This is a genomic window from Actinoplanes sp. NPDC051405, assembly GCF_055586185.1.
Genome location: NZ_JBVJIR010000009.1, coordinates 54,253 through 73,768, shown reverse-complemented (window position 1 = coordinate 73,768; position 19,516 = coordinate 54,253). Strand labels below are relative to the sequence as shown.

The following is a 19,516-nucleotide window of genomic DNA, read 5'->3' as shown; positions in this document are numbered from 1 at the left end:
GGGCCGGTGACGAGCCGCGAGAATCCCTCGCATGATCACCGATCACTGGCCACTGTTCGGGCTGCGGCTGTACACGCCGCGGCTCGAACTGCGCGTTCCGGACCTGGCCGACCTCGCGCAGCTCGCCGAGGTCGCTGCCGCGGGGGTGCATGACCCCGAGCGGCAGCCGTTCGTGGTGCCGTGGACCGACGGCACAGCCGAGGAAGTGGCCCGCAGCACGCTGCAGTTCCAGTGGCGGATGTGGGGCCAATGGACGCCGGACAACTGGTCGCTGCACTTCGTGACCGTGCACGACGGCCAGATCATCGGCACCCAGGCCCTCGACGCCCGCCAGTTCGCCACGCTGCGCGAGGTCGGCACGGGATCGTGGCTGGGCCGCGCTCACCACGGCCGGGGCTTCGGCACCGAGATGCGGGCGGCCGTGCTGGACCTGGCGTTCACCGGGCTGGGCGCGCAGTGGGCGGTCTCGGAGGCGTTCGCGGACAACGCGGCCTCGTACGGCGTCTCGCGCAAGCTCGGCTACGCCGACGACGGCATCGCCCGGCACGTGGTCCGCGGCGAGGCGGTGGTGGGGCGGCGGCTGCGGCTGGACCGGGCCGGCTGGGCAGCGGCTCGGACTGTCGGCGTACGGATCGAGGGTCTGCCGCCCTGCCTGCCCATGTTCGGCTGCTGAATCCTGCATTCGCGGCCCCGCCCTGCCGATAGGGCAGGGTATGAGGAAGAAGTCCGACGCGGGCTTCACCATGATCGACGTGCTGGTCTCGATGAGCGTGATGGTCGTGGTGCTGGCCGCGGCCACCGCCGGGATCTCGTCGATGTACCGCACGGCGAACGCCGTTGACGCCCGGTCGACCGCCCAGGCCCAGCTCGGCCTGGCGCTGCAGCGCCTGGACCGGGAGATCCGGTACGCCGAGGGCATCAGCGAGGAATACCGGGTGAACGGCGACTGGTACGTGGACTTCCGGACCGTCCAGGGCACCGAGCGGCAGTGCTTGCAACTGCGGCTGACCGGCGGGCAACTGGCCCAGCGCGCCTGGGTGCCCGACCAGACCCCGCTGATCCGTACGCCGTGGAAGCCGCTCGCCGACGGGATCACCTCGGCCCGGCCGTTCGACTACGTGCCACCGTCGGACCTGATCGGCTACCAGCGCCTGACCCTCGATCTGCGGTCCGGCCAGGACGCCAACAGCGCGACCTTCACTGCGCTGAACACCACCCGTACCAGCCGCAACGACTACTGCGTCGCCGGGCGTTAGGCGCGGGGCAGCGTCAGCCGGACTGTCGTGCCCACGCCCGGCTCACTGTCCAGGTGGATGCTGCCGTGATGGGCCTCGATGATCAGGTTGACGATCGACAGTCCGAGGCCGGGACCCGGCGCCGCCATCCGGTCGGCGGCGGTGCTGCGGAAGAACCGGTCGAAGACGTGCGGCAGTTCGGCGGCGGGGATGCCCACCCCGGTGTCGACGATGACCAGTTCCGGTTCGTCGCCGGCCGTACCCCGGACGATGATCTCGCCGCCCGGCGAGGTGAACTTGATCGCGTTGACCACCAGGTGGTTCAGCGCCTGGCCCAGCCGCCGGCCGTCGCCGCGGGCCGGCACCGGCCGGTCCATCAGGTTGTGCAGCGCCACGTCCCGGTGCTCGGCCAGCGGCCGGCATGCCGTGGTGACCTGGTGCGCCAACTCGGCCAGATCCAGCTCGGCCAGGTGCAGGTCCATGCCGCCCTCGTTGAGCCGGGCCACCGTCAGCAGGTCGTCGATGAGCCGCAGCAGCCGGTCGGAGTTGCGCTGCATGACCGCCAGGAAACGCTGCGACGTCTCCGGGTCGAAGCCGTCCGCCAGCAGAATCTCCAGGTAGCCGCGGATCGAGGTCAACGGTGTCCGCAGCTCGTGGCTCACCCCCGCGAGGAACGAGTCCTTCATCCGGTCGAGCTGGCGCATGCGGTCGGCGACCGCCCCGGCGTGCTGGGCGTAGCGGCGCAGCTCGAGCTGGACGGCGGTGTGCCGGGCCAGGCAGCGCAGGGCCCGGCGCTGCGACGCGGTCAGCGCACGCGGCACGTTGTCGAGAACGCAGATGGTGCCGACGGCGTGGGTGCCGTCGAGGACGACCGGGGCGCCCGCGTAGAACCGGAATTGCTCGCCGGTGACGAACGGGCTGTCCGCGAAGCGGGGATCCGCGCCGGCGTCGGGCACCTCCAGCACGTCGTGGTCCTGGATCGTGTGCGCGCAGAACGACTCGTCCCGGGACGTCTCGTCGTAATCGACCCCGACCTTGGCCTTGATCCATTGCCGCTCGGCGTCGACCAGGCTCACCATGCCGACCGGGGTGCCGCAGATCTCCGAGGCCAGCAGGGCGATGTCGTCGAAGTCGTCCTCCGGTGGGGTGTCGAGCACCCGGGCCTCGTACAGGGCGGCCAGGCGGCCTTCCTCATCGGGCGGCGCAGTGACTCTCACGTTTCTGATGCTCTCACCGCTTCGCGGCATATGTGATGGATTCGTCAGTCGGTCCGGTCGGTGTCCCACATAGCAGTCGGCACCCGTCGCGGAGGGCGGGTGCCGACTTGCTGGACGCCGGGAGGCGACCGATCGCAACCGAGCGCGGGGATCTCTGCCCGGCGCACCCGGTCGGATGTCTGACACCACTATCGCCCGGGGCAAGCCCGGTCACGCGCACCACCTGTGCGTTTCCGCATCCGCGGTGGATATCAGGCCGAAAGATGTGTGACACCTCACCCGGTTACCGTGGGCAAACGGGGGAAGTCAGCAAGCGGCGCCATGTGGGTGCCGGACGACGTGGAAGGACAACCGAGCATGAGCCTGGAGCGAGCCGAAGCGCCGGATCCGTACGACATCCTGCCGCCGGTCCCGGCCTTCACGCTGACCAGCACCGATGTGGCGGACGGCCGACCGCTCGACGAGCTGTACGCGCACACCAGCGTCGGCGGCAAGAACCTGTCCCCGCAGCTGTCCTGGTCCGGCTTCCCGGCGGAGACCCGTGGCTTCGTCGTGACCTGCTTCGACCCCGACGCGCCCACCGGCAGCGGCTTCTGGCACTGGGTGGCCGTGAACCTGCCGGCCTCGGTGACGGAGCTCGACCGGGGCGTCGACCCGCTGCCGGACGGCGCCTTCACCGTACGCAACGACTACGGCGACACCGGCTACGGCGGCGCGGCCCCACCGCCCGGTGACCGCCCGCACCGCTATGTCTTCGCAGTGCACGCCATCGACGTCGACCGGCTCGAGGTGGGCGCGGACGCCACCCCGGCGTACGTCGGCTTCAACCTGGCGTTCCACACGCTGGCCCGGGCCACGATCCGGCCCACGTACCAGGTCAAGGGCTGACGCCTGGCCCCGCACACGGAGAAGCCCGCCGGATCATGGATCCGGCGGGCTTCGTCGATCAGGCGGTGCGGTCAGCCGGGGACCTTGGCGACCACGAAGACCGACTGGCCGAACGGCGGCTTCACGATGCTCTCGGCGGCCTTGGTGATCGGCAGCACGACGCTGTCGTAGACCTTGACCATCGGGCCCTCCTTCGGGGCCAGCTTGAAGATGCTCGTCGCGCCGTAGTACCCGATGAGGCCCAGGGCGTTCGCGTAGTGCAGCTTCTCGATGGTGAGGCCGGCCTCGGTCATGGCGGCGCGCATCGTCTTCTTGGTGTAGCGGCGGATGTGGCCCGTCGCGATGTCGACCTGGCTCATCGCGAACATGAAGGCCGGCACGATCAGGATGACCCGGCCGCCCGGACGCACCAGGTCGGCCATGCTGCGCAGGGCGCCGACGTGGTCCTCGATGTGCTCGAGGACGTTGTACGACACGGCGGCGCTGTACTCACCGTTCGCATCGGGCGAGGGCAGCAGCATCTGCCGCACGTCGATGTTGTCGTGGTCGGCCAGGCGCTCCTTGAGCTGCACCAGCCGGTCAGGGTCGGCCTCCGTCGCGGTGAAGCGGGGCAGGTGCTCCGCCCACTCCAGTGCGTAGTCGCCCAGGCCGCTGCCGATCTCGATCGGGTTGTCGCCCAGGTACGGGAGAGCGAGCTCCACGAACCACCGACGGTGGTTCACGGCCGTGGCGAGGCCTTCGAGCACTTCGGACTGGATCCGCTGGTCTCCAGTGATGTCTGCCATAAGTAAGGTTCCCTCGTCTTGCCGATCCGAGCTGACAGCGGGACCGGAAGAGTTAACCATCCGCTGCGCGCAACCGAAAGTTGAGCGGGGGGCACCCGCTCATTTTTTGCCTGATTGAGACATTGACCCGTGGGTACCCACCGGCCTTACCCATCATGCACTGTGCGGGCCAGCGACCGGAAATACGTGCTTAGATATCGGGTCGATCACGCCTGCGCCGCCCGTCACAACACTGTTACCAACCTCCGTTAGGCTCGCCGATGCTATGACGATTACGGGTATTGACTCGACAGGCCAGTCGGCCGGTGGGAACGTTCTGCCGCCCGACCCCGCCGCCGACGCCGAAGACCTGGACGCGGAGCTGCGCGCGCTGGAAAGCGAGGTCGCCGCCGCGCCGATCTCGGTCATACCCGCTGTTGACGCCTCGGTCATACCCGCTGTTGCCGCCGACGCCGGCGCCGAGGCCGGTGAGCAGCCCGAGCCGGCGCCCCGGCCCCGGTGGTGGCGGTCTCTCACCTGGCGAGATGTTCTCGCAATAGTCACCTTCATTGCGGTAGCGGTCTTCATCACCGCCCCGTTGTGGCTCAATCTTGATCATGAGTTGCGCGATGATCCTCAGGATCAAGCATTCTTTGAGTGGATGTTGGCGCACGGTGCACGCGTGCTCACGGATGGCGTTTATCCGTTCTTCTCGGATCGCATGAATTACCCCGATGGGGTGAACATGATGGCCAACACGTCGGTGTTGGCCGTTTCCCTGCCGATGACGCCCGTCACTGCCATCTTCGGGCCGCATGTGGCGTTCAACGCGTTTCTTACGCTGGCCTTGGCAGTCACCGGTATTTCGTGGTATTTCGTGCTGTCCCGCCAGTTCGTCAGCTCCCGGCTGGCGGCGTGGGTCGGCGCACTGTTCGCCACCTTCGCGCCGAGCATGATCTCGCACGCCGGCGGCCACCCGAACATCGTCTCGCAGTTCCTGGTGCCGCTGATCATCTGGCGCACCCTCGCCCTGCGGACACCGGGCCGGACGGTCCGCAACGGGCTGCTGCTCGCCGGCCTGCTGGTCTGGCAGGCGTTCATCAACCTCGAGATCCTCTTCATGACCGCGGTCGGGCTGGGCATCTTCTGCGTGGTGATGGCCGTCACGCGGCGGCGCAGCCAGCCGGGCGAGATCGCCACCTTCGTGCGCGGGCTCGGTGTGGCGGCCGGTGTCACGCTGGCCGCGCTGGCGTACCCGCTGTACGTGCAGTTCTTCGGGCCGCAGAGTTACCACGGGCTGCCCGAGTTCGTCCGCTACTTCGGGGCCGACCTGGGGTCCTTCACCGCGTACGCGCAGCGCTCCATTGCTGGAAACAGCGTGACGGCGGGCCGCCTCGCCCAGAACGCCGCCGAGGAGAACGCGTTCTTCGGCTGGGGCCTGGTCATCCTCTTCTTCGGCCTGGTCGCCTGGATGCGCCGCAGCGTGACGATCGTGACCCTGGCCGGCGTGGCCCTGTTCTTCGGCGCGATGTCCCTGGGCCCGCGCATCCGGCTCAACGGCGTCGACACCGGCGTCCCCGGCCTGTGGTCGCTGCTGCACAGCGTCCCGATCCTCAACTCGGCCGTGCCGACCCGCTGGGCCCTGGCGATCGCCCCGCTCGTCGCCATCATGCTGGCGCTGGGCTGCCAGCGCGCCTCGGACCTGATGAAGTCCCAGCCGGCCGCCCGCGGCCCGGTCCGAGTGGCAATGATCACCGCAGTAGCCATGGCGCTGGTCCCGCTCACCCCGACCCCGCTGCGCACCACCCCGATGGACCCGGTGCCGGCCTTCGTGACCTCGGGCGCCTGGAAGCAGTACGTGGACGAGAACCACACGCTGGTCGCCCTGCCCCTGCCGGACAGCTCATACCCGGACCCGCTGCGCTGGAGTGCCTACACGGGCCAGGACATGCGGATCGTCAGCGCGTACGCCCTGCTGCCGAGCCGCAACCCGCTCGACCCGACGGACCGCTCGGCCCAGTTCGCACCGCCGTGGCGCCCGACCAGCGGCCTGATGGCATCGATCAAGCAGGGCAACCCGATCCCGGAAATCACCGAGACGCGGCGTGAGATGACCCTGGCCGACCTGCGGTACTGGAAGGCCGGGGTGGTGGTGCTGACGCCGCAGGTCCGCGACATCGAGATGCTGCGGGCGATGACCCAGCTGCTGGGCTTCCAGCCGACGTGGACGGGCGGCGCCTGGGTCTGGAACGTCCGCAACCTCGTCGACGCGGAGAAGGTCGACCAGTAGGCGCGATCTGAGGTCGCTGCCTAGCGGAATGTTCCGAGGGCGGTGAATCTGGCGTCCAGATCATCCACCCATTGCGCCGGCGTGCGATTGTCCGGCAGGGCGACCCCGGCCTCGGCCCGCCACAGCGCGTCACCGAGAACGGTGCGCAGGTGCCAGGCCATGATCCGGTCCCGGTCCACCGTCATGCCGGACAGCCGCTCGTAGGCCGTCACCGTCGCGGTGAACAGCTCGATACCGCAGTCTCCCGGCAGACAGCGCAGATCGAACTCGGGTTCGCCGGTACCCGCCGTCTCCCAATCGACGACCAGGCGCAGCCGCAGCGTCTCGCGATCCCAGAGATGGTTGTCGCCGTGGAAGTCGCCGTGCACGAGAACGGTCCGGCCCGGCGTCGCGAGTGCCCGATCCGCCCAGTCACACCAGGCCAGCACCCGGTCCCGCTGATCAGGCCTGACCAGCGGCCCGAATCCGGCTCGGAGGGTGTCCGTCGAGGCATGCGCAGTCGGCTCGGGTAGCGGGCCCATTGCCTCGGACACCGCTCGCAGCACCTCAGGGTCATGAAGCGCGGCCAGGACCGCGGCAAGGTCACCCGCGACCAGCCGCAAATCGGCCGGCGCGATCGACTGCCGCACGTCGAAGAACGGCATCGCGGCCGCCCGACGCGTGACCAGCATCGCCGGATCGCGGGACGCTGCCACCACGTCCGGCAGCGGCAACCGCGGTGCGGCCACCCGAAGCGCCTCCATCAGCCCTACTTGATGGCAGATCCGCAGTGCGGGCGACTCGGCCCAGGCGAACTTCGCCACGAACTGGCCGTCGACCACGGCGGTTGCCGCGCGCCACTTCGGGTCGTCGCTCGGCTCCAGCCCTCGAGGCACGATCGTGCCGCCGGCCAGGTCCGGCGCGACCAGGCGCAGGGCAGCCCGCAAGGCATCCACAGTCGGCTCGCTGAGCCAGGTCAATGCCATTACTTGATGCAGCAGCCCACGCAGACCTTGGGCTTGGGGAGGGTGAAGGCCAGGCAGCAGGTCTTGCGTTGCACGTCCAGATTTCCGCCGCGGCCGGGGACCAGCTCGATCAGATCCTCGACCCCGAGCGTGCCCAGCAACGTCGCGATCGTCTCAGCCGAGGAGCCCGGCAGCACGTCCGCCGAGCGCAGCACCGCGTAGGCCACCCCTGACGACAGCGACCCCAGTAGTGTGCGCTGGCCCAGCCGGACCTTGGTGTGGATCGCGTCGAGCAGCGGCGTCAGATGCTCGTCCAGCAACGACCGCCGCAGCTCCTCCAGCAGTGCCGCCTCGTCAGCGACGACCCGGACCTGCGGCAGACCGCTCAACGCCAGCGGGTCGGACGGCAGCACCGCCACCGTGATGTCGCTGCGGAGACCAAGAGTGACCAGCGGCCGCGGGTCGTTGAAGTGCATCAGCACGTCGGTGCCGGTCAGCAGCGGCACCCGGCGGGCGGAGGCCCAGCCCAGCACAGCCGGCAGCGCCAACCAGTACGTGTATGCCTTCCAGGCCAGCGCGGCCGCCGCGTGCGGCTGGGCCTGCCAGCGTTCGCGGGACGAGTCGAGCAGGGTGTCGAGGCTGGCCCCGGTCAGGTCGGACGTGGGCTGCCAGCCGGTCGGATCCTGGACCATCAGGTCCGGCGCCAGGCCCGGCAGCTCGGTGCTCGTGCCGAACATCGCCCGCAGAGTCGCGGTCACCGGCGCCAAAGGCTGCGCGGAGTGATCGGGGACGACACGATCCAGCGCGGTGGTCACCGGGGTGCGCCGCTCAGGGAGAGGTAACGCGGCTTCATCCGCTGGATCACCACTGTCACCTCGCCACGCTTCGCTGGTCAGGACGGCCCACCATACCTTGTTAAGGCTAACCTAACCACGCCAGCAAAACCCCCACATACCCGGCCCCGGACAGGTGTTCTTCCGATAAATACCCCCAGCAAGGGTGACCTAACCGAGCGTTGCGCCGTTGCCGGTTTCGTCAAGGTATCTGTCGGCAACGCGCTACTAGCCCCATGCGGACACCGGAAGACATGGACACTGAAATTCCTGTCGCAAAGGGGACATCCGTGATGACCACCTCGCCTGTCGAGAGGGCTGCCGACCACTTCGTGTCGGCGCTTGCGCAATGGCGGGTCGAGCGCGGGATGACGAAGAAGCAGCTTGCCGCGCGCATGGGGTTCGATCCGTCCTACGTCAGTCACGTCGAGGGCCGCCGGCACAAGCCCACCGAGGACTTCGCCCGGCGTGCGGAGGCGGTCCTGGCCGCCGGCGGCGCGATCTGGCAGAGATTCCAGGAGTACGACGAACTGCGGCACGCCCGCGGCCCCGTCCTGCACCGGGACCCTCCCGTGCCCGCGCAGTGGATGCCACCGGGCACCGGACTCATCGTCGAGCAGGAGGTCGCCGAGCTCACGTACACCGAAGGGGCTTATCGGTGTGTGATCCGGCGGGCGCTGTACAACGCCGGGGTGGAGCCGGTCACCCGCTATCTGGTGAAGATCGCCGTGGACCGGTATCCGCACGATCCGCAGGGCTCCAACCGCCACCACCGCCAGCATCCGCTCAGCTTCGAGGAGATGGATCTGCGCGCGGTCGCCGGCGAGGGTGCCGCGACCGAGCCGATGCAGTGGCGGCTCAAGCTCGACCGGGACGCCGCCAAGGAGGTCTGGCTGCTCTTCGCCAACGACCACGGCCAGTTCCCGCTCTATCCCGGCGAGCGCACCACGATCGAGTACGCCTACACCGTCGGCGAGGAGAAGTGGGGGCAGTGGTTCCAGCGGGCCGTGCGCCTGCCCACCCGCAACCTCACCGTACGGCTGAACTTCCCGGTCGAGTTCGAGCCGCAGGTGTGGGGGGTCGAGACCTCGCTCGCCGCCGAGGTGCCCGTGCGTACCCCGTTGGAGCGGCACAACGACGCACGCCGCGCGGTCTTCGAATGGTCGACCGACGCGCCGCTGCTCAACGCCCGGTACCGCCTCGAGTGGCGGTTCCGCGGCGAGTCCGCACCGACCACCCCGGACGAAGGAGTTCCCAAGCCCCGGATCAACGGTCAGGAGCGCCGCACCAACGGCCATGAGCTGAGAGCGAGCCAGCGGATGCGCGGAATCGGCATCGTGCAGCGCGGCGCGGACCTGCTGCGCCAGCGCGCCCGGCACTTCCAGCTGCCCCGGGAGGAGGCGGCCGCCCGCGACGCGGTCGCCGGTCTGCGGGCCACGCTCGAACGGCTGGAGGGACTGCACGACTTCAGCAAGGGGGTGGGACTGGCCGCGTCGCAGATCGGCCTGGCGGTTGCCGCCGCCGTGGTACGCCCACCCGAACGCGGTGCTGAGTCCGTGATCCTGCTGAACCCGCGGGTCGTCGACGAGTCGAGCGAGACCGACGAGCAGTACGAGGGCTGTCTCTCCTTCTTCGACTACCGCGGCCTGGTGGTCCGGCCGTTGCGCGTCGACGTGGAGCACGCCCGTTTCGACGGGACCCGGGTCATCACCTCCTTCGAGCGGGCCATGGCCCGCCTGGTCAGCCACGAGATCGACCACCTCGAGGGCCGGCTGTACGTGGACCGGATGGTCCCCGGCGCCAACCTCGTGCCGGTCGAGGAGTACCGCCAGACCGGCCAGCCGTGGAACTACTAGTCGGAGAAGCTGTCGTACTTGATCCGTACGGATGGAACCTGAAGCTCGGCCAGGGTCCGCAGGGTCGCCTTGACCATCTTGCCGGAGCCCGACACGAAGAAGTCGTGCTCGTTCCACGGGCCGTAGCGGGCCACGACGTCGGAGATGTTGCCCTGCTCGCCGGGGAACGTCGGGTCTTCGCTGCACGCGGTCACCACGGAGAGCCAGGGGTAGCGGGCGGCGAGCCGGTTCAGCTCGGCCAGGTCGTAGAGGTCCTCGCGGGTGCGGGCGCCGAAGAAGACGTGCACCCAGCGCGTCCGGTTGTAGCGGGTCAGTTCCTCGAGCAGTGACTTGATCGGGGCGAGACCGGTGCCGCCGGCGACGAAGACCGCGTCCCGGGTGGAGCGCCGGTCCAGGTTCATCGAGCCCATCGGCGCGGCCAGCCGGATCATGTCCCCGACCTCCAGCCGGCGCACCAGCGCGCTGGAGACCCAGCCCGCCCCGACCGCCTTGACGTGGAACTCCAGGGTGTTGTCGCGCCGGGGAGCGTTCGCCGGCGAGTAGGTCCGCCACAGCCTGGGCTGGAAGCGCGGGCATTCCAGGCTCAGGTACTGGCCCGCGCGGTACTCCAGCGGCTGCATCGGCATGACGGTGAAGACCGCGATGTCGGTCGCGCGGCGTTCGTGCGCGGTGACCTCGGCATACCAGTACGGCGGGTTGGTGTCGGCCTCGGCGCCGGCGAGCATCTTGGCCGCGATCACCGCGTACGCGTCGGCCCAGGCCTGGTCGTACTCGACGCCCCACTGCTCGCCCGCGAACTGCCGCATCGCCTCGATCAAGGCGCCGCCGACCACCTCGTAGTGGGCTGGTTCCACGTGGAACTTGCGATGATCGCGACCGAGGGACCGGAGGTACTCGTCGAACTTCTCCGGATCCTCCAGCGTCTGCACGGCGGTGACGATGGCGTTGAGCAGCCGGGCGCGCTGGACGTCCATGTGCACGGGGAACAGGTCCCGCAGGTCCGGGTGGGACAGGAAGATCCGCGCGTAGAAGTAGCCGGCGACCTTGTCCTGATGCTCCTCGACGAGGCTCCAACTCTCCTTGAGCAAACGAGCGAGGTCTCCCATGTCCTCAGCCTGGAGAAAACAGCGGGTAACGCATCGCACCCGAAGTGCGATGTACGCCGCACAATTGCCGACACCCGGCGAGTCGCTTGCCCCGATAGGTCCGAATGTGCATAAACGCGATCACTCGAACGGCTGAGCCGAATCTAGAGTGGTCGGGTGACGGTAGCTCTAGATCGGCCCCAGGCCACCCGCAAGCAGCTCCGCCTGGAGATAGCGATCGTCCTGCTGCTGTCCCTGGGCCAGTCCGCGGTCTATGCGGTGGTGTCCCTGGTGGCCAAGCTCACGGCCGGCAAGCCGCTGTCCCAGCAGACGGCCACGCTCAACCCGTCCCAGTCGCCGCGGCCGTACCTCGATCTCACGTACCAGTTGCTCGGGATCTTCTTCGCCCTGGTCCCGGTCCTGCTGGCGCTCTATCTGCTGAACCGCGACCGGCTCGACCCGGCGCGCACGCTCGGCATCGACTTCCGCCGCCCCGCCGGCGACGCCGGCTGGGGCACTGCCCTGGCCGCGGCCATCGGCATCCCCGGCCTGCTCCTGGTGTACGCGGCAGCGACGCTCGGCCTTAACGCCCAGATCGTGCCGGCCGCTCTGCAACCGGTGTGGTGGGCCGTCCCGGTGCTGATCATCGCGGCGATGCAGAACGCGATCCTGGAAGAAGTGATCGTCGTCGGCTACCTGATGACCCGCCTACGCGAAATGGGCTGGCGTATCGGCTACATCGTCGCGGCCAGCGCGGTCCTGCGCGGCTCGTACCACCTGTACCAGGGCTTCGGCGCGTTCGTGGGCAACGCCGTGATGGGCGTCGTGTTCGCGCTGTTCTTCCTGCGCAAGGGCAGGGTCATGCCACTGATCGTGGCGCACAGCCTGCTCGACATCGCCGCCTTCGTGGGCTACACCCTGCTGCCCAAGGACTGGCTCAGCTGGCTGTGACCGAGCCCCGGCTCAGCGCGCGGTAGTGCACGGTCGCCCGTGCGGCCATGGCCCGCGCGGCGCCCCGGCTGGTCAGCGTGGCGACCAGCAGGCTGGTGCCCGGGAAGAAGTGGTTGATCGCCCGCACGGCCGCCCACGCACCGGCCTGCACGGCGACCATCCGGCCCAGCCGCCAGGTGGCGTCGGTGAGCCCACTGTTGTCGTAGCTGTGCTGCTCGGCCGTGGCGAGGGCCGCCACCGCGTCCTCCCGGACGGGATGCACGCGGGTCAGGACAAGCAGGTCGACCGCGCGCTCCCGGTCGGTCGGGTCCAAGCCGTACGCGGCGGCGACGTGCAACGCCAGCTCGGCGTGCGTGTAGGCGGCCGCACCGAGCAGGGCGATCGGCGCGTACGACCCGGCGACGGCGGCGAAGACACTGCTGACACTGCCGAACCGGGTGAACTGCGAGACGGCCAGCCGGGCCACCGCGTCCGGGCCGGCGGCGGGGTAGGCGGCGCGGGTGCGCGCGGCCCACTCGCCGGCACGCGGGCCGATCGTCTGCAGCGCGGCGAGGGCGAGCAGCTCGGGGGCGTGGCCGGGATCGGCGACCAGCGCGGGCCAGGCCTCGGTCCGCACGCCGGCCAGGGTGTCCGCCACGGCGGCGACGGCGGGCGGCAGGGTCGGGGCCGCCCCTCTGCGTGCTTTTTCCTGTACGGCGGCAGCCAGGTTCGGCGTGTCATCGGGCATCAGCTCGTCATCCGCCGAGGGCGCGTTGCCCTTCGCGGCCGATCCGTTGCCCTTCGCGGCCGATCCATTGTCGGCCGTTGGTTCGTTGTCGGCGGCTGGTTGCTGGCTCGGCGGCGTCTGGGCCGGCGGTGTTTGGGCCGGCGGGGTTTGGGCCGGCGGTGTTTGGGCTGGCCGTGTCTGGGCCGGCGGCGTGGCGGTGGGCGACTCATCGGGCACTGTGGTCATGTCCGGGGTGACCACGGCCGGGGCGATCTCCGCGGCGGCTGCCTTGATGGTTGCCGCTGCCTTCTTCGCGGGCCTCATCGCTTTCTTGGCCGGCGCTGCCTCTCCTTGCGCGGGCGCTGCGGTGGGTCGGGCTGCCTTGGTCGGCGCTGCCTCCGGCCGCGTCACCTTTGCCGGCGTCACCTTTGCCGACTCTGTTCCCGGCTGGGTTGTCTGCGCCGATGTCATCTCGGGCTGGGCCGGTTTGGTTGGCTGTGCCTCCGCGCGGGGAGCCTGCGCCGGGTTCACCTCCGGCCGGGCTGCCTCGGCAGGTTGTGTTTCCGGCTGGACAGCCTTCGCCGGTGCAGCCTCGGGCTGGGCGGGCTGAGCCGGCTGGGCGGGCTGGGCGGGCTGGGCGGGCTGGGCCGGCTGGGCGTTCTGTGCTTCTGGCCGGGCTGGCTCGGAAGTCGTCGCCTTGGCGGGAGTTGCCTTGGCGGGCGGAGTGGCTTTGCGAGGCTGGCGCTTCGCGGGCGTCGCTTTGGCAGGGGGCGTTGCTTTAGCGGCGGGCGCTTCGGCCGGGGGCGTCGTCTTGGCGGGCGGCGTTGCCTTGGCGGGCGGCGTTGCCTTGGCGGGCGGGGTGCTTCCCGTGGCGGGCGCGTCCGTGGCGGCCTCGACTCGTGGCGGGGCCGACTTCGCTGCGGCTCGGGCGCGGCTGCGGCTGAGCGGCTGGTTGCCGGTGCCCGGGCGCGGCGGGTTTTCCCCTGCAGGCGGGGCTGGGGCGGGGGCTGGAGTCGACTTCGCCGGGCGTTGCGGGGCCGTTGCCTTGCGTGGCGTGGACTTCGCTGGATTCCGTTGCGGGCGGGGCGACGGTGTTGCTTCTGGTGCCTCTGTGCCCGTACCGGAAGAGGTTTTGTCGGCAGCCGGTGGCCGGAAGGTCACCGCCGGGGGCGCCTTCGCCGGTTTGGTTTGGGGAGTTGGCTGGTCAGGCGTGCTGAACGCGGGGTTGGACGTCCGCGGACGGCGCTGCTTCGGCTCGTTCTCCTCCATGCCGAGGCAGCCTAGTCGCGTGGCGGTCATTTCACCTGTTGGAAGACGGTGCGGTCTGTCGATTTCTCCGGATTTCGATGATCGGCGTGGCCGAGGGGCAACCTCTTTGCCGGGCCCCCGGGCGGTCCGGTATCCTCAACCGTCGGTGGCCTGCGAGCCACCGGAGGAGACTTCGCCTAGTCCGGTCTATGGCGCCGCACTGCTAATGCGGTTGGGGTTTTATAGCCCCTCCCGGGTTCGAATCCCGGAGTCTCCGCCACGCACGCGAAAGGGCCGTGAGCTTTGCGCTCACGGCCCTTTCGCATAGCCCGGATCAGCCGGCGCCCTGCTTGGCGGCCTTGGTCACGTGTACGCCGGCACCGAAGTCGACCATCTGCTCGTGGCTCAGCCCGAGGTCCGCCCAGAACTGGATCTGCAGGTAGACGCCCGACGGCTGCTCGACCCACAGAGTCCGGCCGCTGTCGTTGTCGGCGGACTTGGCCAGCACGCCGTCCCGGTCGCCGACCTTGACCTCGGTGCCCGCCGGTGGGCCGCCCTGGTCGCGGCTCTGCAGCATGACGGCGATCTTGCCCTCGAAGCTGCGCGGGTCGTACAGCGGATCCTGGGACGGGTCGACGCCCGGCTTGCCCTTGATGCGGCTCGGCGCCAGCACGATGCTGCTGTCGTCGTCCGCCTGCACGAACCAGCCGTCCGGCACCTTGTCGAGGACAAAACCCTTGGGCTGCTTGCCCTTGTAGGACACGAGCTGGGTGGTCGAGACGGCGGTGCTGCTGTCCGTCGCGCCCGGCCCCGGCACGCCGCCGCCGAGACCGGTGGTGAAGACGAAGACGGCGACGACGGCGGCCGCGGCGAAGGCGGAACCTCCGAGCGTCTGAGCGGTACGGCGGCGGCGCAGCGCCCGGCGGCCCCGGGCCAGGTCGGCGTCCGCGTCGGCCGCGGTGGGGGCGACCGCCGGACCGGCGATCGAGTCGAGCTGATCACGGAGGTCCATCACGAGGTCACTCCTTGGCGAAGAAAGGTGCGATTCTGCTCACTGGTCCGCGTCTGCAATGCGGCCCGTAGCCGATCCAGCGCGCGGGCGGTCTGGCTTTTGACGGTCCCTTGCGAGCAACCGAGCGCATCGGCGGTCTCGGCGACATCAAGGTCGTAGAAGTAGCGGAACACAACGGCGGCCCGCATGCGCGGAGGTAGCTCCCGCAACGCCGTCCGCAGCCGCTCATCGAGCTCGCCGGGCGGCCCGGACTCACCCGGATGCGGCCGGTCGGGCAACTCGGCGGTGGGCCGCTCCCGCCGCCACCACAGCCGCCGCCGTTCGTCGACCAGGACATTGACCAGTACGCGGCGTACGTAACCGTCCGGGCTGTGCGCGCGCTGGAAGGCGGGCCACGCGAGGTACAGCTTGGTCAGCGTGGACTGCACCAGATCTTCCGCGAGATGCGCATTCCCCGCGGTGAGCAGGGTGGCGGTCCGCACCAAGCCGGCCCGGCGAGCCAGGACGAAGTCATGGAACTGCGCATCTCGCTCGCTACTCACGAGCTCTCCTCGTATCTCACAGCCCCCAGACGGATGGGGAGCCGCAAGGGTTGCATGGGCGGAAGAGGGGCCAGGACCGCCTTGGGGGGCGTCCGGGACGACATGCTAGAGTCGTCGTCTAGCAGGTCCGGGTGCACGGAAGGCCAGGACCAGCGGAAACAGTGAGATAGGCGCCCGTAGCTCAATGGATAGAGCATCTGACTACGGATCAGAAGGTTAGGGGTTCGAGTCCCTTCGGGCGCACAGAATTCAGAAGGCCGTTACCAGCGGAAACGTGGGTGGCGGCCTTTCTCGTTCCCATGATTGGCGGGTCGTTTCCCGGCCTTTGGGAGCGTGGTGCTCGGATGGTGCTCCGTCGATTCGTGACGGAGGGTTGCTGCTGCTGTAGTCCGTGGGCAGCGGGCTGATGCGGACGGCCGGGCACCACGGCGGACGACACCCAGCGGCTATCCATTGTTGCAGGGAGGCCACCGATTCCGCGTGAGTCGCGGTATGCGGGCCGCCTGATCGGGTCGACCGCGGTTCGTGGCGCAGCGCCGTCGTCCTCCCTAACCCAGGGAGACTTCGCCGTCCCCGGATCGACACCCTCATCGCCGGGCATGGAAGTCGTCTGCAGGCGGTGAGTCTGACCGGCCGTCGACAGGTACAGCGGTTCCTCGAAGAGCTCCGCCCGCGGATGTAGGCGATGCTGCTCATCGTGCGATCAGCCGTGGCGAGCAGCCCGAACGGCTCGGTGGCGCGACATTGCGGCCAGGGCGGCATCGGTAATGTCGAGAGCCTGGCGGTGATCCCTATTCTCGCTAGGCGAGTTTCAATAGGGGGCGCAGCCGCATGGCCGACGAGATCAGGTACAAGTACACGACCGTGCGGGCAGTCCGCGGCACCGACAGCCTGGTCATCTCGAGGATGCAGAAGGATGGCTGGGAGTTCGTCGACCAGGAGCCGGGCATGATCCGGTCCACTCTCAGTTTCCGTCGACTGAAGAAGCCGGTGCCATGGCGTCTTCTCGGCGTCGGCGCGGCCGTCCTGGCGGTTGTGGCTGTTGCCGGTGTCGCCGCCGCCGCCCTCGGCGACGAAGGCGGTAAGACTGACAGCGAGACGAAAGCCGCGCCGGCCACCACGACGGCCACTCCGAACAGGAAGCCCTCCGATGCGCCGTCGCCAGCGATAAGCGAGTCGCCTGCCATCGAGGTGATCACATCGCGGAACAACCGGGCGTTCACGGCACTACTCAAGGCGGACACGTGCGACGAGGCCAACGTGGACTTCGCGGCTGAGTACGCAGGCCGGACCGTCGCGTTCGACGGCTCGATCGCGGACATGGCACCCCATGGCGACTACGACACTCGATACGACCTCCTTCTGGCACCGGGCAACAAGGGACCCGAGTCCACGGTCGGACCAGCTTTCAAGTACGAGGACGTCAGCGTCTTCGACCTGAACCTGACGGGCGACAAGATCCCCGCCGCCGTCGGCGAAGGCGACAGGTTCCGCTTCGTCGCCGAGGTGCGCGAGTTCAACACGGTTCAGTGCCTCTTCTACCTCGATCCGGTCTCGACGGAAGTCCGATAGCCGAGCGGCCAGACATCACGCCCGTCGACGTTCCAGATCGGCACCGTGGTTCGACGCATCACGTAGCTTGTGGTTCTGCCGTCGGTACATCGGCCACTGATGCGTCCACGCCGCGAGGTCATGGATCCAATCCGCGGTTGCTCCGGCCGACTTGGCGGCCCACTTCTCCGCGTTGCTTGTCGCGAAGTAGTCCAGGGCCTCGGGGTCGGTCAGCCGCCATGCGGGAAACCGAGTCAGCCATTGGTCGGCCTGTTCCGCCGAGTGTCCTGCGCTGATCAGCCACTGCATGAGCATGGCCAGCTCGACCCATGATGCGGCCTTGGTCGCCATCGCCCAGTCGACGATCCGCAGGCCGTGTGAGGTAACGATCAAGTTGGTGGGGCTGAGGTCTGTGTGTACGAGCGTGCCGCCGGCCATCGCCGGATGCTCGAACCCGAGCCTCGCCTGCGGGTTGAACAACGGCACGTCCGGTGCCGGCGTCCGGCCGAGCGTGGTCAGCGCTTCGCCGAGAAGATCAAGGTCCGGGCTGCCGGGGGACAGGTCGGCATGCCGGCCGTCGCAGTGTTCGAAGCCGACCACCAGCCAGCCGGCTGCCTCGAAGTGCCAGTCGACTGCGGGTGAGAGAGACCCGTTGACGGCCTCACTCACCCGCAGTTCGTAGCGCAGAGACCGGACCCCGAAATCGGTGTGGGCCGCCTTGACGAACACCGTCCCCCGCGTTCCGGCGACGGTCGCGGCTATCTCCGCATGATCGCCGGTCACAGCGGGGATGGCGTGTGATTCGCCGACGCGGTCGGCTACCTCGTCGGTGACGGCTTCGGGTAACGCGGTCCAGTCACTGCGCATCGGTCAGATCGTCCTTCAGATTCCCGGGTTGGGAGGGCAGCAGGAGTTCGCCTCGCCGTCCCAGAACTCGGGGTCGATGTAGTAGCCGGTCGCCTTCAGGGCCTGGCGGGTGTACTCCAGCGAGGAGCCGTCCGCCATGCCTTCGGTCAGGATCGGCACGTGGTGGACGAAGTGTCCCGCGATCTGCTGGCAGGCGGCGGTGTAAGGCTCGGTGTGTTGCAGGGATGCGTGCCAGGCTGCGTCGACCGGCTCGGTCGGGACGACCCGGTACGACCGGCCGTCCGGCAGCGTACGGCCGAAGTCGGGGTCGTGCTGGGAGTTGGCGTGCGCCTTGAGCATGAGCAGCATCTGCCCGACGGCGCGGCGGGCGTAGGTCTTGGTGACCTCCTGGCGGGCGGCGAAGAAGTCGACGAGCTTGTCGAAGGTCTCCGGGTCGACGAGCGCCTGGGGATCCTTGGCGGCCTTTGGCGGCAGGGCGATTGCGAGTGTCACGATTCCTCCTGGTTGTATGGCACCGGCACCTGATGCGCCGGGGAAGTCCCGTATCAACGAGCCGACTGGTGATTGCCGTTGAGGTTCTCTCCGGGTGCGTGGGAGATGTAGTCGACGTTCGGCTCGGTGCGTGCGGCCTGGAGTAGGTCGGCGGCCAGGGCGTCGGCGCCGGCCAGCCACTGCGTCAACAGGTCCCGTGCCTCGGCGACCTGCTGAGCGAACGCGGCCGGATCTACGACGTCGGCAGGTGGGATCACGCGTCGTAGCGGAGTCGAGGTGAGCGCGGCCTGGGCCAGTTTTCCGGCGATCCAGTAGCCGGTGCGCTCGCGGACCACGAAGGTCACATGGATGCTCTCCTGCGTCTGGCCACGTGCGTGGGGGTTGTGCATCCAGCCGCGCGGCAGCACGAGGATCTGACCGGGGCCGAGGACGAACTCGTAGTCCGGTCGCGTCGTCTTCATGCGGTGGAGGACGTCGCTTCCGGGCGGGGTGTTGGACGCGAATTGCTCGCGATGGGGCTCTTCGACGCCGGGCTCCCAGATCTGCCAGGCCTTGCGGCCGGCCAGCTGGTAGATCAGGCCCAAGTTCTGGTCCCAGTGGTGATACAGCCCTTGCCCGCCCGCCGGTGTGACAAAGCCGGTGGCGTAAGTGCCGTATCCGGTCTCGACCTGGATCGCCGCGCAGATCGCGTGTACTGCCGGACACCAGCGGTGCAGGTTGCGCAGCTGAATGGTGTAGCCCCGACCACGCCATTTCGCGACCTTGCCCGGGTCGAGGTAGCCGTCCGTCGTGTATGCCCGGGAGTGGAGCGCCGCCCCATCCTTGATCACGATGACCTGCCCTTCGGGCGCGGTGCCGGTGTGGAGGTAATCGTTGATGAGTTCCGCGTTGACGACGCGGGGAAGGCGGCTGTCGTCAGGCGGTCTATGAAGCGCCGGCTTGGACGGCCAGCCGGTCATCATGTCTCGGACGGTGGCGTCGTCGAAGAGGATCGAGAGAGACATTTCAACTCCGGTGTACGGAAGGTGGGCATTG

18 protein-coding genes and 2 tRNA genes are annotated in these 19,516 nt (G+C 69.0%); 9 read left to right on the top strand and 11 right to left on the bottom strand.

Annotation, left to right across the window (positions count from 1 at the left end):
• Positions 1 to 31: 31 nt before the first annotated feature.
• Complete coding sequence (locus ACZ6S4_RS20320) at positions 32 to 673, top strand: GNAT family N-acetyltransferase (protein WP_465476436.1); 642 nt, start codon at positions 32 to 34, stop codon at positions 671 to 673.
• 40 nt (positions 674 to 713) lie between these two features.
• Entirely contained in the window at positions 714 to 1,256 is a 543-nt protein-coding gene (locus ACZ6S4_RS20315) for a hypothetical protein (protein ID WP_465476435.1), read from the top strand.
• On the opposite strand, the gene ACZ6S4_RS20310 is transcribed toward ACZ6S4_RS20315, so the two are convergent.
• The gene (locus ACZ6S4_RS20310; RefSeq protein ID WP_465476434.1) at positions 1,253 to 2,452 is read right to left on the bottom strand and encodes a GAF domain-containing sensor histidine kinase; all 1,200 of its coding nucleotides are present in this window, start codon (positions 2,450 to 2,452) and stop codon (positions 1,253 to 1,255) included. The genes ACZ6S4_RS20315 and ACZ6S4_RS20310 overlap by 4 nt on opposite strands.
• Before the next feature lie 357 nt (positions 2,453 to 2,809).
• Between ACZ6S4_RS20310 and ACZ6S4_RS20305 the strand changes: the two genes are divergently transcribed.
• Positions 2,810 to 3,340, top strand: coding sequence for a YbhB/YbcL family Raf kinase inhibitor-like protein (locus ACZ6S4_RS20305; protein WP_465476433.1), 531 nt, complete (start codon positions 2,810 to 2,812; stop codon positions 3,338 to 3,340).
• 71 nt (positions 3,341 to 3,411) lie between these two features.
• Here the strand turns inward: ACZ6S4_RS20305 and ACZ6S4_RS20300 are convergent, their stop codons facing one another.
• Positions 3,412 to 4,125: a class I SAM-dependent methyltransferase gene (locus ACZ6S4_RS20300; protein ID WP_465476432.1), complete on the bottom strand. Its 714-nt coding sequence runs from the start codon at positions 4,123 to 4,125 to the stop codon at positions 3,412 to 3,414.
• Between the two features lie 265 nt (positions 4,126 to 4,390).
• Between ACZ6S4_RS20300 and ACZ6S4_RS20295 the strand changes: the two genes are divergently transcribed.
• Entirely contained in the window at positions 4,391 to 6,394 is a 2,004-nt protein-coding gene (locus tag ACZ6S4_RS20295; RefSeq protein WP_465476431.1) for a DUF6311 domain-containing protein, read from the top strand.
• Positions 6,395 to 6,414: 20 nt separating this feature from the next.
• Here the strand turns inward: ACZ6S4_RS20295 and ACZ6S4_RS20290 are convergent, their stop codons facing one another.
• Both ACZ6S4_RS20290 and ACZ6S4_RS20285 read right to left on the bottom strand, forming a co-directional pair.
• On the bottom strand, positions 6,415 to 7,359 hold the full coding sequence (locus ACZ6S4_RS20290; protein WP_465476430.1) for a phosphotransferase family protein: 945 nt from the start codon (positions 7,357 to 7,359) through the stop codon (positions 6,415 to 6,417).
• Positions 7,359 to 8,075: a hypothetical protein gene (locus ACZ6S4_RS20285; protein ID WP_465476639.1), complete on the bottom strand. Its 717-nt coding sequence runs from the start codon at positions 8,073 to 8,075 to the stop codon at positions 7,359 to 7,361. Before ACZ6S4_RS20285 ends, ACZ6S4_RS20290 begins: the two co-directional genes overlap by 1 nt.
• Before the next feature lie 389 nt (positions 8,076 to 8,464).
• Between ACZ6S4_RS20285 and ACZ6S4_RS20280 the strand changes: the two genes are divergently transcribed.
• The gene (locus tag ACZ6S4_RS20280) at positions 8,465 to 10,027 is read left to right on the top strand and encodes a peptide deformylase (protein ID WP_465476429.1); all 1,563 of its coding nucleotides are present in this window, start codon (positions 8,465 to 8,467) and stop codon (positions 10,025 to 10,027) included.
• On the opposite strand, the gene ACZ6S4_RS20275 is transcribed toward ACZ6S4_RS20280, so the two are convergent.
• Positions 10,024 to 11,133 (bottom strand): globin domain-containing protein, encoded by a 1,110-nt coding sequence (locus ACZ6S4_RS20275; RefSeq protein ID WP_465476428.1) that lies wholly within the window; start codon positions 11,131 to 11,133, stop codon positions 10,024 to 10,026. The genes ACZ6S4_RS20280 and ACZ6S4_RS20275 overlap by 4 nt on opposite strands.
• A 156-nt stretch (positions 11,134 to 11,289) precedes the next feature.
• On the opposite strand from ACZ6S4_RS20275, the gene ACZ6S4_RS20270 reads away from it, so the two are divergent.
• The gene (locus ACZ6S4_RS20270) at positions 11,290 to 12,063 is read left to right on the top strand and encodes a CPBP family intramembrane glutamic endopeptidase (protein WP_465476427.1); all 774 of its coding nucleotides are present in this window, start codon (positions 11,290 to 11,292) and stop codon (positions 12,061 to 12,063) included.
• Here ACZ6S4_RS20270 and ACZ6S4_RS20265 read toward each other — a convergent pair.
• On the bottom strand, positions 12,050 to 12,790 hold the full coding sequence (locus ACZ6S4_RS20265; RefSeq protein WP_465476426.1) for a hypothetical protein: 741 nt from the start codon (positions 12,788 to 12,790) through the stop codon (positions 12,050 to 12,052). The two genes, ACZ6S4_RS20270 and ACZ6S4_RS20265, sit on opposite strands and share 14 nt — an antisense overlap.
• Positions 12,791 to 14,203: 1,413 nt before the next feature.
• Here ACZ6S4_RS20265 and ACZ6S4_RS20260 point away from each other — a divergent pair.
• Positions 14,204 to 14,297: transfer RNA gene (locus ACZ6S4_RS20260), tRNA-Ser, on the top strand.
• Positions 14,298 to 14,351: 54 nt separating this feature from the next.
• Here ACZ6S4_RS20260 and ACZ6S4_RS20255 read toward each other — a convergent pair.
• Both ACZ6S4_RS20255 and ACZ6S4_RS20250 read right to left on the bottom strand, forming a co-directional pair.
• Entirely contained in the window at positions 14,352 to 15,032 is a 681-nt protein-coding gene (locus ACZ6S4_RS20255; RefSeq protein ID WP_465476425.1) for a hypothetical protein, read from the bottom strand.
• Positions 15,029 to 15,571: a SigE family RNA polymerase sigma factor gene (locus tag ACZ6S4_RS20250; protein WP_465476424.1), complete on the bottom strand. Its 543-nt coding sequence runs from the start codon at positions 15,569 to 15,571 to the stop codon at positions 15,029 to 15,031. Before ACZ6S4_RS20250 ends, ACZ6S4_RS20255 begins: the two co-directional genes overlap by 4 nt.
• A 170-nt stretch (positions 15,572 to 15,741) precedes the next feature.
• Here ACZ6S4_RS20250 and ACZ6S4_RS20245 point away from each other — a divergent pair.
• Positions 15,742 to 15,814 (top strand) — tRNA-Arg (locus ACZ6S4_RS20245).
• A 588-nt stretch (positions 15,815 to 16,402) separates the two neighbouring features.
• Positions 16,403 to 17,143: a DUF4839 domain-containing protein gene (locus tag ACZ6S4_RS20240; RefSeq protein ID WP_465476423.1), complete on the top strand. Its 741-nt coding sequence runs from the start codon at positions 16,403 to 16,405 to the stop codon at positions 17,141 to 17,143.
• Between the two features lie 15 nt (positions 17,144 to 17,158).
• Here ACZ6S4_RS20240 and ACZ6S4_RS20235 read toward each other — a convergent pair whose 3' ends face one another.
• Genes ACZ6S4_RS20235 through ACZ6S4_RS20225 form a run of 3 tightly spaced genes read right to left on the bottom strand, consistent with a single transcriptional unit; the run spans position 17,159 to position 19,485 of the window.
• A complete protein-coding gene (locus tag ACZ6S4_RS20235) occupies positions 17,159 to 17,989 on the bottom strand; it encodes a phosphotransferase (RefSeq protein ID WP_465476422.1) in 831 nt (276 codons plus the stop codon).
• Between the two features lie 15 nt (positions 17,990 to 18,004).
• A complete protein-coding gene (locus ACZ6S4_RS20230; protein WP_465476421.1) occupies positions 18,005 to 18,481 on the bottom strand; it encodes a glycine-rich domain-containing protein in 477 nt (158 codons plus the stop codon).
• Between the two features lie 53 nt (positions 18,482 to 18,534).
• Complete coding sequence (locus ACZ6S4_RS20225; protein ID WP_465476420.1) at positions 18,535 to 19,485, bottom strand: JmjC domain-containing protein; 951 nt, start codon at positions 19,483 to 19,485, stop codon at positions 18,535 to 18,537.
• Positions 19,486 to 19,516 lie beyond the last annotated feature (31 nt).